Raw genomic sequence first — 14,981 nt, 5'->3', positions numbered from 1 at the left:
GCACCCCGACCCCAAAAAGGTTTTATACCGGGCAAAGCGACTCGCGCAACTTTTCGCCTGGAACGACGCACTCCGGAGCGGACGAGTATGCTCTCGGCACAGGTTCTTATCCATGACGAGGCCTCCCATGCGCATCGCTCTGCTCGCCCCGCTCGCGCTGTCCCTCCTGGTCGTCGCCTGTGCGACCACCCCGCTCGACCCGACGGCGTCGCTGCAAAACCCCCAGGTCACCCGCACGGTGGCCGAGAACGGCGACGTCATCGAGGAGTACCGCGTCGCCGGGCGCCTGCAGGTGGTCAAGGTCACCCCGTCGCGTGGCCCCGTGTATTACCTCCGGGACCAGGACGGCGACGGCCAGGTCGATGAGGACGAAGGCCCGGTATCGCCCGTGTGGTGGAGGCTGTTCGAGTGGAACTGACACCCCCAATGGAGAAATGCCGATGAAGGGCTTCGTCGACGACATCGAGAAACTCACCACCGACAACACCGATTTCCGCCGCGTGCTCTACACCGGCAAGCACCTGCAGCTGGTGCTGATGGCACTCGAGCCCGGCGAGGAGATCGGCGCGGAAGTGCACGACACCCACGACCAGTTCCTGCGCATCGAGGCCGGCCGCGGCGAAGTCGTGATCGACGGCACCACCCACAGGATCGAGGACGACTTCGCGGTGATCGTGCCCGCCGGCGCCCGCCACAATGTCATCAACACCGGCGATTCACCGATGAAGCTGTACACCCTGTACGGGCCGCCGGAGCATCGCCTGGACGTGGTCCACCCCGACAAGCCCGCCGCCGAGTCCGACGAGGAGCATTTCGACGGGCGCACGACGGAGTAGCCACGCCCCTGCGATGGATCCCAGACAGCCGGCCCCGCGCCGGCTGTCGTGTTTTCGCCACCCCCAAACGGACCGGAGCCTTGCGCCGCGAACGCCTGCTGCCGCTGATCATCGCCACCGCGCTGTTCATCGAGAACATGGATTCGACCGCGATCACCACCTCGTTGCCGGTGATCGCGGCGGAGTTCGCGGTCGAGCCGGTGGCGCTGAAGCTGGCGCTGACCACGTACATGCTGGCGCTGGCGGTGTTCATCCCGGTCAGTGGCTGGGTGGCGGACCGCTTCGGGGCCCGGCCGGTGTTCATGGGCGCGATCGGGGTGTTCCTGCTGGGATCTATCGCCTGCGCGGCGTCGCAGTCGCTTGGCGGCCTGGTCGCCGCGCGGTTCCTGCAGGGCTGCGGCGGCGCGATGATGGTGCCGGTCGGGCGGCTGGTACTGCTGCGCAGCGTGTCCAAGGCCGAGCTGGTGCACGCGTTGAGCTGGCTGTCGATCCCGGCCCTGCTGGGGCCGATGCTGGGACCACCGCTGGGCGGGCTGATCACCACCTACGGCCACTGGCGCTGGATCTTCCTGATCAACATCCCGATGGGGCTGCTCGGCATCTGGCTGGCGTGGCGCTACATCCCGCTGCTGAAGCAGCCGGTCAAGCCGCTGGACTGGCGCGGCTTCGCACTCTCGGCCAGCGGCCTGGCACTGGCGATGTTCGGCTTCTCCGTCCTCGGCCGGCACCTGGTCAGTCCCGCGCTGGCGCTGTCCGGACTGGTGCTCGGGCTGGCACTCATTGCCGGCTACGTGTGGCACGCCCGGCGCCACCCGCACCCGCTGATCGACCTGCGGCTGCTGGAACTGGCGACGTTCCGGATCGGCGTGATCGGCGGTTCGCTGTTCCGCATCGGCATCGGCGCGCTGCCGTTCCTGCTGCCGCTGATGCTGCAGACCAGCTTCGGCCTCAGCCCGTTCCAGTCGGGCCTGATCACCTTCACCTCGGCCGCCGGCTCGATGTTCATGAAGACCCTGGCCGGGCGGATCCTCCACCGCTACGGGTTCCGGCCGGTGCTGGTCGCCAATGCGTGGATCGCTTCGCTGATGCTGTGTGCGTTCGGGCTGTTCCGCGCCGACACGCCGTACCCGCTGATGGTCGGCGTGCTGCTGGTGTCGGGATGCTTCCGGTCGCTGCAGTTCACCAGCCTCAACGCGATCGCCTACGCGGAGGTCGACCAGGCACGGATGAGCCAGGCCAGCAGCTTCGCGGCGATGGCGCAGCAGGTCTCGCTCGCACTGGGCATCACGCTGGGCGGTTATGCACTGACCGTGTCGAGCCTGGCGACCGGCGAACCGACCAGCGCGGCGATCAACTTCACCTTCGCCTTCCTCACCATCGGCGCGATGTCGGCGAGCTCGGCGCTGATGATGGCGAAACTGCCGCGTGACGCCGGCAAGGAAATGGCCACGCGCGCGCGCAGCGGCCGCGAGGTGGCCGAGCCGAAGGTGGAGCAGCGCTCGGCGACCTGAGCCCGTTCGCGGCGCCTTGACCCGGCATGCGGATAGTCGGCAGTTCCCCGGACCGGAGCATTGCCATGCCCTACGACCGCATTTCCGACCTGCCCGACTCGGTGCGCGACAACGTGCCCAAGCACGCGCAGGAGATCTACAAGGAGGCGTTCAACAGCGCCTGGGACGAGTACAGGGACTCCGACGACCGCCGCGGCGACGCCTCGCGCGAGGAAACCGCGCACAAGGTCGCGTGGTCGGCGGTGAAGGGCAAGTACGAGAAGGGCGACGACGACAAGTGGCACGCCAAGTAGGCGTCGCTTCGCTCAACCCTCGCGCCCGTCCGGTCGCCCGGCGCACCAGTGCGCGAGCGGCATCGGTCGGCTGAACAGGAATCCCTGGCCCAGCTCGCATCCCAGTTCCAGCAGCGCGTCGCGCTGCGCGGCGGTTTCGATGCCTTCCGCGACCACGTCCAGCTCCAGGGCGCGCCCGAGCGTCAGCACCGCGTCGGCCACCGCGGCCGACGCGGTCGCGCCGAAACCGGGGCGCAGGGCCTCGACGAACACCCGGTCGATCTTCACCGCGGCCAGGCTCAGCCGGTGCAGTGACCCCAGCGAGGAGTGTCCCGTCCCGAAGTCGTCCAGGGCCGCCACCACGCCCGCGGCCCGCAGGCGGTCGAGCATGTCGCCGACGCGTACCGGGTCGTCCATCAACGCCCACTCCGTCACCTCGATGCGCAGTTGCGCGGGGGCGATGCCATGGTCGCGGAGCAGCGCGAGCAGCCGTCGGTCGAAGTCGGGGGTCCGCAGGTGGCGCGGCGAGACATTCACGTTCACATACTGGCCGGGGCCGAGCAGCGTCACCGCCGCGCGGGCGGTCAGGCCGTACATGCACCAGTCGATCGTTTCCAGCAGCCCGCCGGCCTCCGCGGCGTGCAGGAACTCTCCGGGTGCAAGCCGCCCGCGGCTCGGATGGCGCCAGCGCAGCAGGGCTTCGTAGCCGACCACCGCGCCATCGGCCAGGCGGACGATGGGCTGGAAGAACGGCTCGAACTCGTCGCGCTCGACCGCACGGCGCAGCTCGCCCTCGAGTCGCAGCTGGTCGGTGGCCTGCTGGTGCAGGGCCTCGTCGAACACCTCGAACTGCTGGCGGCCGTTCGCCTTGGCGCGGTACATGGCGATGTCGGCATCGCAGCAACTCGTCGGCGTGCCGGTAGCGCGGGTCGCTCACCACGATGCCGATGCTCGCCGAGGTGAACAGGTCGCGTCCGGCCACGACGATGGGCTCGCGCAGGCGTGCGATCAGCCGCTGGGCGAGACGCACCGGCACCTCGTCTCCGGCGATGTCGTCCATCAGGATCGCGAACTCGTCGCCGCCCAACCGCGCGGCCAGATCGGGCGCGCGCACGCAGGCCGAGAAGCGGCGCGCCACCTCGACCAGCAGCTGGTCGCCGACCAGGTGGCCGGCGCTGTCGTTGATCACCTTGAAGCGGTCCAGGTCCAGGAACAGGACGGCGAACCGGTGGTGCGGGTCGCGCTCGCGACGCGCCATCGCGCGCTCGAGCTGTTCGCGCAGGTAGGCGCGATTGGGCAGGCCGGTCAGCGCGTCGTGCATCACCTCGTGCTGCAGGCGCCGCTCGACGCGTTCGCGCTCGGCGATCTGCTCGCGCAGTTCGCTGGTGCGAGCGGCGACCCTGCGCTCCAGCCCGGCGTAGGCGTTCTTCAGCGAAGCCGCCGCGCGCTGGCGCTGCAACCCGTGCGCGATCTGGTAGCCGATGAAGGTCAGCAGCTCCTGGTCGCGCCGGTCGTAGCGCGTCCCGCTGCGGTAGCTCTGCACCGCCAGCACGCCGACCGTGTGCTCGTCGCAGACCAGCGGCACCCCGAGCCAGCACCGGGTCGCGCCGGCGTCGCCGTCGAGTTCGCCCTGCCGGCGCAGTGCTTCGACCTGCTGCCTGCCGGTGCCGGTGGTGAGGTCGGCCAGCAGCGGACGCGCGTTGCGCAGCACGTACTCGGTCACGCCGGTGCCGGGCGGGCGCGGCGCCGGACGCGGGTACAGCTCGTCGACGAAATAGGGAAAGTGGAGGTTGCCGTCGTCGCCCAGCAACGCGATGTAGAAGTTGTCGCTGGTGATCACCTCGCTCACGGCCGCGTGCACGGCGGCATAGAACTGGTCGAGCCCGGCGGCGGTCTGCGACAACTCGACGATGCGGAACAGTGTGGCCTGCAGCCGCTCCCCCCGTTCGCGCTCGGCCACCTCCTCGGACAGGGCGCGGGTGCGGCGCGCGACCTCGTGTTCGAGGGTGTCGACGGCGTGGCGCCGGTCCAGCGCGGTCAGGATGTGGCTGCCCATGAACGACAGCACCGCCTGGTCCTCCTCGCTGTAGCAGGGATAGGTGTCGTAGTTCTGCACCACCATCACTCCGCGAACCCGGCCGTCGCCGATCATCGGCACGCCGAGCCAGTCGGCGCTGTGCGGGCCGACGATCTGCAGCGGGCCGGACACTTCCGCGGCGAGGGTCGCGGTGGGGCCGCGCAGCGGACGCGCATCCGTCAGCAGGTACCAGGTGAGGCTGTGGCGGAGCGACTCGAGCGGCTCCTCTTCCAGGTCCGGCGACTGCCACGCCTCCTCGGCGGTGTCGACGAAATAGATGAAGCGCACGACCTCGCGTCCGGGATCATGCAGCGCGATGAAGAAGCTCTCGGCATACATCAGCCGGCCGATCACCCCGTGCAGACGCCGCAGCATGTCGGGCATCTCGATGCCGGCGCTGGCCAGGTCGGAGATCTCGAACAGCGCGCGCTGGATGGCCTCCGACTTGCGCAGGCGCTCGGCCTGCCGCGACAGGGCGGCCTTTTCCAAGGCGTTGTCGACGTACGGCCGGAGGGCGTCCCGCCACGCCTCCATCGACGCCGCCACCAGCGCGCCGTCGGCACCGCCCAGCTCCAGCCTCATGCCCGCGCCGGCGGGCGCGGCGGCCGAGGCCAGTTCGTACGACACGTCCGGCGAAGCCGCGCCGGTGCCACCCGGCGGGAACGCGTGCTCGCCGCGGGCGGCATCGACCCACCACTGCACGACGGCGCGCCCGCCGAACCGCGTCGCGGCCTCGCGTGCCAGCAGTCCCGTGAACGCGGCAAGGTCGGGGCACGAAAGCCACGTCTGCACCGGGACGGCTGGACGGCTCGGGTTCTCCTGCAACATGCCTCCCTATCGGCCACAGGAGGCCGGCGCTTCAGCCCCGCGGGCCGGCTTCTACTTCACCAGCCCGGCCGCGGAGCCGGCGTGAATCCGGGCCGGATGCTGAACAGGGAGGCGCCCGGCTACCCCGGCTGCAGGTTGGCGTAGGCCAGCACCAGCCACTTGCTGCCGGCCTCGTCGAAGTTGACCTGCACACGCGCGTGCGCGCCGCTGCCTTCGAAGTCGGTGACCACGCCGGGGCCGAACTTGGCGTGGCGCACGTTGGCGCCGAGCGGCAGCGCGGGCTGCTCGATCGGCGCGTGGCCGAAATTGCGCTTGGGCGCGGCGCCGGCCATCGGCCGCGACACCTGCAGCTTCGGCCGGACCTCGTGCAGCAGCGCCGGCGGGATCTCGCGCAGGAACCGCGACGGGATGCCGTACATCTCCTGGCCGTGGATGCGGCGCGCCTCGGCGTAGCTCAGCACCAGCTTCTCGCGCGCGCGGGTGATGCCGACGTAGGCGAGCCGGCGCTCCTCCTCCAGCCGCCCGGATTCCTCGATCGAGCGGTTGTTCGGGAACAGCCCTTCCTCCAGCCCGGCGAGAAAGACCAGCGGAAACTCCAGCCCCTTGGCGCTGTGCAGCGTCATCAGCTGCACGCCGTCCTCGCCGGCCTGGGCCTGGCCTTCGCCGGCCTCCAGCGAGGCGTAGGACAGGAACGCGACCAGCTCCGGCATCGCCTCGACGTCCTCCTCGTCGCTGCGCGAGAAACGCGAGCCCACCGAGACGAGTTCGTCGAGGTTGTCGGTGCGTGAATCGAGCTGGCCCTTGCTCTCGCGCGCGTAGTGCTCGCGCAGGCCGGAACGAGCGAGTACGTGGTCGATCTTCTCCTGCAGCGGCATCGGTGCGAACTCGGCCTCGAGGTCGTCGACCAGCTTGAGGAAACCGGCCAGCGCGTTGCGCGCGCGCGCGGCGAGGACCGGCTCGTCGGCCAGCCAGCGCGCGGCGACCCACAGCGGCGCACCGTCGGCGCGCGCGCGGCGGCGCACTTCGTCCAGCGTGCGCTCGCCGATGCCGCGTGCCGGGGTATTGACCGCACGCTCGAACGCGGCATCGTCGCTGCGGTTGGCGACCAGCCGCAGGTAGGCCAGCGTGTCCTTGATCTCGGCGCGCTCGAAGAAGCGCTGGCCGCCGTACACGCGGTACGGCACCTGCTCGGACAGCAGCGCCTCTTCGAACGCGCGCGACTGCGCGTTGCTGCGATACAGGATCGCGACCTCGCCGTGGCTGCCGCCGTCGCGCACCCACTGGCGCAGCCGTTCGACCACGAACCGCGCCTCGTCGATCTCGTTGTAGGCCGCGTACAGGTCGACCGGCTCGCCGCTGCCGCTGTCGGTCCACAGCTTCTTGCCGAGACGGTCGGGGTTGTGCGCGATGACCGCGTTGGCGGCGTCGAGGATGTTGGCCGAGGAGCGGTAGTTCTGCTCCAGCCGGATCGTCCGCGCGCCCTCGAAGTCGCGCAGGAAGCGCTGCACGTTCTCGACCTTGGCGCCGCGCCAGCCATAGATCGACTGGTCGTCGTCGCCGACCACGAACACCCGCCCGCTGTCGCCGGCGAGCACACGCACGAACGCGTACTGGATCGCGTTGGTGTCCTGGAACTCGTCGACCAGGATCTCGCCGAAGCGGTGGCGGTAGTGCGCCAACAACGCAGGGGTGTCGCGCAGCAGTTCGTGCGCGCGCAGCAGCAGCTCGGCGAAGTCGACCAGTCCCGCGCGCTCGCAACGCTCCTGGTAGGCGGCGTAGCAGCGCTGCATGACTTCGCCCCACTGGTCGTTCGGGTCCGGCTGCAGGTGTTGGGGGCGGCGGCCCTCGTCCTTCTGCGCGTTGATCCACCACGCGATCTGCCGCGGTGGGAAGCGGCTGTCGTCGAGCTCCAGCGCCTGCACCACGCGCTTGACCAGCCGCAGCTGGTCGTCGGAGTCGAGCACCTGGAAGCCTTCGGGCAGCTTCGCCTCCTGCCAGTGCAGCCGCAGCAGCCGGTGGGCGAGGCCGTGGAAGGTGCCGATCCACATGCCGCGGGTGCCGCCGCCGAGCTGCGCGTCGACGCGCTGGCGCATCTCGGCCGCGGCCTTGTTGGTGAAGGTGACCGCGAGGATGCCGTGGGTCGGCACCCCGAACACCTCGTGCAGCCAGGCGATGCGGTGGGTCAGTACGCGGGTCTTGCCGGAGCCGGCGCCGGCCAGCACCAGGTAGTGGCCGGGCGGCGCGCTGACGGCCTCGCGCTGCGCCGGGTTGAGCGCGTCGAGCAGGTGGGAGACATCCATCGGGCCATTCTACCGGCGGGCATCGCAGTGCCTGCGCCGACGGGGGGAGCCTTCACCGCCGCCCTTCAGGAATGCTCGGGTTCCCGAGCGGTGCCGGACAGCGCGACCGCCTCCCCCTCCACGCGGTGCATCAGCCGTCGCAGGTCGCTTTCCAGCTGCTCGATGCGGGCACCGAGACTGGCTGTTTCCGCGTCGTCGAGATGAACCAGCCCTCCCAGCAGCGAAGCCATTCCGTTCAACCGCAGCTTCTGGTCGTGCAGCTTCTGGCGCTGGTAGCGACTTTCCAGGTCCTGTCGGTCCCGCGCCACGGCCCGCGCGCGACCGCGCTGTTCACGCAACACCCGCGACAGCCGCTCGGCGCCGCGCCCGTCGCTGGCCGACCAGGGCCGGCTGCGACCGGAAACGGTCTCGCGCCAGATGGCGAAGCTCTTGCGCGGGGCGATGCGCTGGCCATCGTCGGTGGCGACGAGCGCCTTGTGCGGCTGCCCCGCCCAGTGGACCTCCTCGACCTGCTCGACGCGGAACAGGAACAGCCAGTCGCGCGGGGCGCCGAGGTTGATCGCCAGCAGCCCCGCCAGGCCCGGGGCGCCGAGCGCGGGGATGTTCCATTCCGCCGCGGCATCCGTCATCGCCAGCCCCGCCGAACCGTGCCGCACGGCCCAGTCCACCAGGGGCGCCGCGTCCCGCGATGCCGGGGCGCGACCACTGGTGTGCCAACGCCCTCCGATCGACAATCCCGCGCCGGCGCACTCGAGCACCTCGGAGACCCGCTCCAGCTCCTCGGCAAGTGCACGGTCGAAATCGCTCGCCTGGGCGAGCCGCTGGACAACCGCGTCCCGCAGCCGCTGGGCACGGTCGAACCGCTCCATGGTGAGCTCCTGCTCGCGGGCGGCGACGCGCATCGACACGAACATGCCGAACAGGTCCGCGGCCGCACGCGCGCTGGCGGACACAAGGCGCGGCGAGCGGTGGTGACAGGCGACCAGCCCCCACAGCCGTCCGCCGCTGACGATCGAGATCGACATCGAGGCCGCCACGCCCATGTTGCGCAGGTACTCCAGATGCACCTGGGCGACGCTGCGCAATACATGCTGGCTCAGATCGAGCGGGGCGCCGGCCGGGTCGACCGGTGGCACCACCGGGACGGCCTCGTAGGCGGCGTCGGGAATGATCCGGATGCGATTGCGCAGATAGAGTCGCCGCGCCGGCGGCGGGATGTCGGTCGCCGGATAACGCAGACCGAGATACGGCTCCATGTCGTCCTGAGCGACCTCGGCGATGACCTCGCCGGAGTCGTCTTCGCGGAACCGGTACACCATGACCCGGTCGTATCCGGTGAGCAGGCCGACCTGCTCGGCCACCTGCTGGAAGAAGTCGTCGCCGACGTCGCCGTGTCCCAGCTGCGCGATCATCCGCTGCGCGACGGCGGTGGGCGTACGTGTTTCGGAGCGCGGTGCCTGCGGCTCGAACTCCAGGTGGAGCAGCTCGTCGACCGCATGCGCGGTGATGTCGCAGACGGTCATCAACGCGCCCACGTTGGTGGTGCACACGCGCTGCGCGGTGGCGTCGCCGGGTGCGGCGGCGGCCACCGCATCGGATACCTGGGACACCACGTCCTCTTCGAGGAACTCGTGCAGCTCCAGGCCGAGCACCGCCTCGGGCGCCAGGCCGAGCAGCGCCTCGACGTTGGCCGAGACGTGCCGGATACGCCAGTCCGTCCGCGAGCAGCTGATCAGGTAGCCATGCGGCTGGATCGCACCGGACAGGTGGACGGGTGCCCGCAGACAGGCGTCGAGGTCGAGCTCGGGGGAAGGTACGGGGTCAGTCATTGAAGTCCTCGTTTCTGGCCCGGCGGAAAGCGGCCTCTGCTGTCGCAAACGCGGCGATCGCGGCGTCGCGGCAACGCCCGGTCTGTTCGGGATCGAGCGTCGCCGCGTCCAGGCTGGACAACACGTCGCCCCACATCGGACTGCGCGCAAACCGCTGGAGGAAGTCGGCGCCACTCCCGCCGCCGTATCCAAGGAGCTGGGCCTGCCGCTTCAGCGGGCGGGCGCCGACCGAAGCACCGGCCAGCACGTACGTCCATCCCAGCCGCGCCGCCTCATCGTCCAGCCGTGGGCCGTTGTGCACGACGTCCGGCACCGGACGGACGTCCAGCATGCGCATGTCGTCGAGCAGCTGCCGCTGCAACGCTTCGAGCGCCCCATGGCGGCCGAGCGCCGCCCGGCTGGCGGCGAGAAAACCGTGCATGCCACGCAGGTAGTGCCGGTACGCCGCCCCGTCGGCGAAGCCGCCGCCGACAAGCGCGTCGACGCGCGAGTGGGCGTCGGACGTGCTTTGGCGGAGAGTGGTCCGGAGGCAGGGATGCGTCATGGACCGTCAAGATACGGGAGCGCCGATGAATCGGCGCGTCCCGCGTTCAGCTCCGGTAACGCGGTACCCCGCCGCCGCGTTCAGTCGTCGCCCATCCGGTACCCGTCAGGCGGGGTCGCGCCCATCAGGTGCTCGACGAAGTAGTCCCAGCGACGCCGGGTCATGTAGTCGCTGTCCTCGCCGAAGCCGTGGCGGGCGTGCGGGAACAGGATCAGGTCGAAGTTCTTGTTGGCCTTCACCAGCGCGTCGACCAGCAGCAGCGTGTTCTGCGGCGGCACGTTGTCGTCCATCATGCCGTGCGCCAGCAGCAGCTTGCCCTGCAGGTTGCCGGCGCGGGCGGGGTTGGCCTGGGCGTCGTAGTTGCTGTCGCCCTCGGCGTCGACGACCTCCAGCCCCTGCCACTTCTCGGCCCAGTCGTCCTCGTAGCTGCGGTTGTCGTGGTTGCCGCTCTCGCTGATGCCGACCTTGTAGAAGTCCGGGTAGGTGAACATCGCATCGGCGGTCGCGTAGCCGCCGCCGGAGTGGCCCCAGACGCCGACGCGGTCGAGGTCGATCCACGGGTGGCGCTCGGCGAGCTGCTTCAGGCCGGCGACCTGGTCGGGCAGGGTGTTGTCGCCGACGTCGCCGTTGAAGGCGTCGTGGAAGCTCTTGGAGCGCCACGGCGTGCCCATGCCGTCGATCGCTATCACTACAAAGCCCAGTTCGGCCAGCGCCTGGTGGTCGCTGCGCGCCGGGCTGAAGCTGCGGCCGCGCACCGAGCCGGTCTGCGGGCCGGGGTAGATGTAGTTGACCACCGGGTACTTCTTCGACGGATCAAGGTCGGTCGGCTTGAACATCATCCCGTACAGGGTGGTCCTGCCGTCACGCGCGGTGACGGTGATCGGCGTCGGCGGCACCCAGCCGGTCGCGCGCAGGCGGCGGTCGTCGGCGCGGGCAATGGTGGCGATGGTGCGGCCGTCGTCGCTCGCGCGCAGCACGGTCACCGGCGGCACGGTCGGGGTGGAATAGCTGTCGACGAAGGTCGTGCCGTCGGGCGACAGGGTGACGGTGTGGTTGGCGTCCTCGGGGGTCAGCAGCACCGGCTCCCCACCGTCCAGCGAGGCCTTGTAGAAGTGCTGGTAATACGGGTTGCGGCCGTCTTCCATGCCGACGCCGCGGAACCAGACGGTGCGCGTGTCCGCATCGACCCGCAGCACCTGGGTGACGTTGCCCTCGCCTTCGGTGATCGCGTGCTTGAGCGCGCCGGTGGCGAGGTCGTACAGGTACAGGTGGCCCCAGTCGCTGCGCTCGGAGAACCAGATGAACTCGTTGGACTCCGGCAGGTACTGCCAGTTGACCCGGCCGTTGCCCGACTCGAAGTAGGTCGGCACGCGCTCGTGGTAGACCTCGCGCACCGCGCCGGTGGCGGCGTCGGCGACGCGCAGCCAGGTGTCCTTGTGGTCGCGCGAGGTCGAGGCGAACGCGATCGACGCGCTGTCCGGCGCCCACTGCACGTCCTCCCAGCCGCCGTAGCAGCTGACGTCGTCGCACAGGGTCGAGCGGTGCTGGTCGGGGGGCATGTCGAGCCGGACCACAGTTTTGCCCGGCACGTCGATGATGACGCGCTCGATCATGGTGACGTGCTCGTCGCCGACGAACGGGTACTTCCAGCGTTCCACCTTCGGCGCGCCGATATTGGTGCCGACCAGCACCATCTCGCTGGTCCGGCGCTGGTCCTGCTGGAAGGTCGCGATCTTCGTCGAATCCGGCGACCAGACCAGGATCGGCCGGTCGCTGTGGGTCCAGCCGGCGTTGTCGGTAGCGTAGCCGTAGTCGGTGACGCCGTCGGTGGTCAGTTGTGTCTCGACACCGGTGGCGGTGTTCCGGACCCATAGGTTCCAGTCGCGGATGAAGGCGGCGAGCCTGCCGTCGGGGGACTCGACCACCGGCGCGTCGCTGCCGGGCGCGTCGTCGCCGGCCGGCTTGCGGGTGGCGGTGGCGCTGGCGGCCTCGCACACCGCCTCGCGCTGCAGGTCGCACAGGTAGTGCTGCCGGCCGAGCGCGATGTCGAAGCGGCCGTCGGCGGCGATCTCGAAGCCGGTCACCGGCAGCTTGGCGGCATCGATGTCCTTGCCGCTGGACTTTGCCAGTGCCGCGGCGAGGGCGTCGTGGTCGAACGCATCGGTGATCGCGCCGGTGGCCGCGTCGACACGGCGGAAGTGGTCGCCGTCGGCATCGTGGTCCTTGAACCAGAAGTGGCCGTCGTCCTGCCAGACCACGGTGCTGACCGCGTGGTCGAGCAGCGGCGTGGTGTTGTAGCCCATGAAGCGCTCGGCGCGGGCGTAATCGGCGTCGGTGAAGACCTTGCCGGGCTCCTGCGCGGTCGCCGGCAGCGCGGCGGCCAGCCACGCGGTGAGGATGGCGCCGGTCAGGCGCGGCTTGCGGTTCATGACACCCATGCGGTTCCCCCGATCGTTGTGGTCAGGCGCCGCCGATGGCCGGCGGCGCGACCGGTCAACCTTACCGGAACGGTGGCCGGCGGATGGCGGGCGGTCGCGGCAGCGCGACGTCAGGTGACCCGCGACAGCATGCGGTGGTTGCCGGTCAGGCGCGCCCAGCGGGTGCCCAGGTCGCTCCAGCACACGTAGGCGGCTTCGCCGGCGAGGCGCAACAGCACGCGCGGCCCCAGTTGCAGGCGCGGCTCGGCCGCGCAGAGCTCGGCGTCGAAACCGAGTTGGCGGGCGAACAGGGCGCAGCGGGCGAGGTGGTAGCGGCTGCTCAGCAGGGTGACCCGCAACGGGGCGGCCACCAGTGCAGCCCCCTGTTCGAGCGCCGACGGAGCGGCGGCGAGGAGGGCGCGCGCATTGCGCAGGTTCTCCATGGTGTCGCGCGAACGCGCCTCCAGCTGCAGCGGCGCGTCGCTGGCGAGGCCGCGGGCGAACAGGCCCTGGCGGGCGAGTTCGGCCTCGGTCGGTTCGCCGTTCGCGCCGCCGCCGAGCAGCACCACGCTCGACGGTGGCCGTTCGCGCCAGAGCGAGACCGCGCGGTCGAGCCGGGCCTCGAAGTCGTGGTCGATACGCCCGCCCGGGGCGTGCTTGCCGAACAGCAGCACGCACTCGCCGCGTTCTGGCACGCAGGGAGCCTTGCGCGCGGTACGCAGCACGTGGAGGAAATAGCCGACGTAGACCAGCCCGGCACTCAATACGCACGCCGCGCCAGCGACCGCCGCCGAATGCCAGACATCGCGGTCGCGGACGAGGGCGAGGACGTGGGCGGCGCGGGAAGTGGGCGAGGCGGACACGGAGGTGGATCTGCGGGCGGAGTCGGCCAGTGTACGCCCGTGAAGGGCGCGTGATTGCGCGATGAAGCCGGGTGGTCCGGGCGGCTTCAGCCACGATTGAGGGTTCCATGTAGCAGGCGGCGACACCCGCGCCTTCGCCGTGGCTGCGGCAGGCGCTCCTGTTCACGTTCACATCGTCTCGGCCGCGCACGGCCGCTGGCATACTGCGGCGGACGCGGCGTTCCAGGCAGCGCCGAACCGCCAGAACCAGGAAGTCAGAGTGTCGCCAGCGCCCCCGTTGCTCCCGCCGTCGCCGCCGTTGCCCCCGATGTCCCCGCTCGCGATCCGGGCGTTCAGCGCGACCACCGCGCTCGGTCGCGGCGTGCAGGCGCAGCAAGCGGCGCTGATGGAACGCCGCAGTGGTCTGCGCCGGAACGATTTCGGCCCCGCCGGCGAGGACGGTCGCCCGCTGCCGTGCTGGATCGGCCGGGTCGACGGCCTCGAGGACGTGGTGCTGCCCACGGCGCTGTCGCGCTGGGATTGCCGCAACAACCGCCTCGCCTGGCTGGCGCTGCAGGCTGACCGCCTGCTCGACGCCCTGGCCTCGCGGGTCGAACGCCACGGCGCCGAGCGCGTGGCGGTGGTGATCGGCACCTCGACCTCGTCGATAGGTGCCACCGAAGAGGCCTACGCACGCCTGCACGATGGCGCCTTCCCGCCGGACCTCGCCCGTCCGATCGTCCATACCGTGCACTCCACCGGTGACTTCGTGATGCACGCGGCCGGACTGCGCGGCCCATGCATTACCGTTGCCACCGCGTGCTCCTCCAGCGCCAAGGTGTTCGCCCAGGCCTCGCGGCTGATCGACGCCGGCCTGGCCGACGCGGCGCTGGTCGGCGGTGTCGACACCCTGTGCGGCAGCGTGCTGTACGGCTTCAACTCGCTGCAGCTGGTCTCGACCGGGCCGTGTCGTCCGTTCGCGGCCGAACGCGACGGGCTCTCCCTTGGCGAGGCCGGTGGCTTCGCCCTGCTGGAGCGCGCCGTTGACGGCGAGCCCGGACTGCAGTTGCGCGGCTACGGCGAGTCCAGCGACGCCCACCACATGTCGACCCCGCACCCGCAGGGGCTTGGCGCGCAGCTGGCCATGCGCGACGCGCTGGCCCGTGCCGGCGTCGACGCGGCAGAGGTGGGGTATCTCAACCTGCACGGCACCGCGACCCCGGCGAACGACAGCGTCGAAGCCGGCGCGGTGGCGGCGATGTTCCCGCCGTCGCTGCACGCCAGCTCGACCAAGGGCTGGACCGGCCACACGCTGGGCGCGGCCGGGATCGTCGAGTCGGTGATCGCGCTGCTCGCGCTGCAACACGGCACCCTGCCCGGCATCCTCGGCGACGGCACGCCCGACCCCGCGTGCGGTCCGCAGATCCGCTTCGACAATGCGGAGCGCGACATCGCGTACGCGATGAACAACTCGTTCGGCTTCGGCGGCAACAACTGCTCGCTGGTATTCGGGAGCGTGCGGTGA

11 protein-coding genes and 1 pseudogene are annotated in these 14,981 nt (G+C 70.6%); 5 read left to right on the top strand and 7 right to left on the bottom strand.

All coding sequences use genetic code 11. The features are described 5' to 3' along the window. The first annotated feature begins 112 nt into the window (after window positions 1-112). The 4 genes from U8331_RS01810 (at window position 113) to chaB (ending at window position 2,640) form a co-directional block, all read left to right on the top strand. On the top strand, window positions 113-418 hold the full coding sequence (locus U8331_RS01810; RefSeq protein ID WP_481131932.1) for a DUF2782 domain-containing protein: 306 nt from the start codon (window positions 113-115) through the stop codon (window positions 416-418). Between the two features lie 22 nt (window positions 419-440). Further along, window positions 441-836 carry a cupin domain-containing protein gene (locus tag U8331_RS01805; RefSeq protein WP_481131931.1) on the top strand — a complete coding sequence of 132 codons (396 nt, stop codon included), beginning with the start codon at window positions 441-443 and terminating at the stop codon, window positions 834-836. Between the two features lie 80 nt (window positions 837-916). Next, the gene (locus U8331_RS01800) at window positions 917-2,347 is read left to right on the top strand and encodes an MFS transporter (RefSeq protein ID WP_481131930.1); all 1,431 of its coding nucleotides are present in this window, start codon (window positions 917-919) and stop codon (window positions 2,345-2,347) included. Window positions 2,348-2,412: 65 nt separating this feature from the next. Then, on the top strand, window positions 2,413-2,640 hold the full coding sequence (chaB, locus tag U8331_RS01795) for a putative cation transport regulator ChaB (RefSeq protein WP_481131929.1): 228 nt from the start codon (window positions 2,413-2,415) through the stop codon (window positions 2,638-2,640). Window positions 2,641-2,652: 12 nt separating this feature from the next. On the opposite strand, the gene U8331_RS01790 is transcribed toward chaB, so the two are convergent. From U8331_RS01790 to U8331_RS01760, 7 genes and pseudogenes are all read right to left on the bottom strand, one after another. Then, on the bottom strand, window positions 2,653-3,501 hold the full coding sequence (locus U8331_RS01790; RefSeq protein ID WP_481131928.1) for an EAL domain-containing protein: 849 nt from the start codon (window positions 3,499-3,501) through the stop codon (window positions 2,653-2,655). Between the two features lie 70 nt (window positions 3,502-3,571). After that, window positions 3,572-5,035: pseudogene (locus U8331_RS01785) on the bottom strand (sensor domain-containing diguanylate cyclase); the annotation flags it as partial. A gap of 608 nt (window positions 5,036-5,643) precedes the next feature. Beyond that, entirely contained in the window at window positions 5,644-7,824 is a 2,181-nt protein-coding gene (gene uvrD / locus U8331_RS01780) for a DNA helicase II (RefSeq protein WP_481131927.1), read from the bottom strand. A gap of 65 nt (window positions 7,825-7,889) precedes the next feature. Beyond that, window positions 7,890-9,653, bottom strand: a complete 1,764-nt coding sequence (locus tag U8331_RS01775) for a GAF domain-containing protein (RefSeq protein ID WP_481131926.1) — start codon at window positions 9,651-9,653, stop codon at window positions 7,890-7,892. Then, entirely contained in the window at window positions 9,646-10,197 is a 552-nt protein-coding gene (locus U8331_RS01770) for a biliverdin-producing heme oxygenase (RefSeq protein ID WP_481131925.1), read from the bottom strand. Before U8331_RS01770 ends, U8331_RS01775 begins: the two co-directional genes overlap by 8 nt. 80 nt (window positions 10,198-10,277) lie before the next feature. Further along, window positions 10,278-12,635, bottom strand: a complete 2,358-nt coding sequence (locus tag U8331_RS01765) for a S9 family peptidase (protein ID WP_481131924.1) — start codon at window positions 12,633-12,635, stop codon at window positions 10,278-10,280. Between the two features lie 110 nt (window positions 12,636-12,745). Further along, window positions 12,746-13,477, bottom strand: coding sequence for a YdcF family protein (locus U8331_RS01760; protein WP_481131923.1), 732 nt, complete (start codon window positions 13,475-13,477; stop codon window positions 12,746-12,748). Between the two features lie 307 nt (window positions 13,478-13,784). Here U8331_RS01760 and U8331_RS01755 point away from each other — a divergent pair, with 307 nt between their 5' ends. Next, window positions 13,785-14,981, top strand: a complete 1,197-nt coding sequence (locus U8331_RS01755; RefSeq protein WP_481131922.1) for a beta-ketoacyl-[acyl-carrier-protein] synthase family protein — start codon at window positions 13,785-13,787, stop codon at window positions 14,979-14,981.

This window comes from Lysobacter sp. CC-YZS074 (assembly GCF_056739745.1).
The sequence above is the reverse complement of the archived record's forward strand: the minus strand, read 5'-3'. Positions and strand labels throughout refer to the sequence as shown.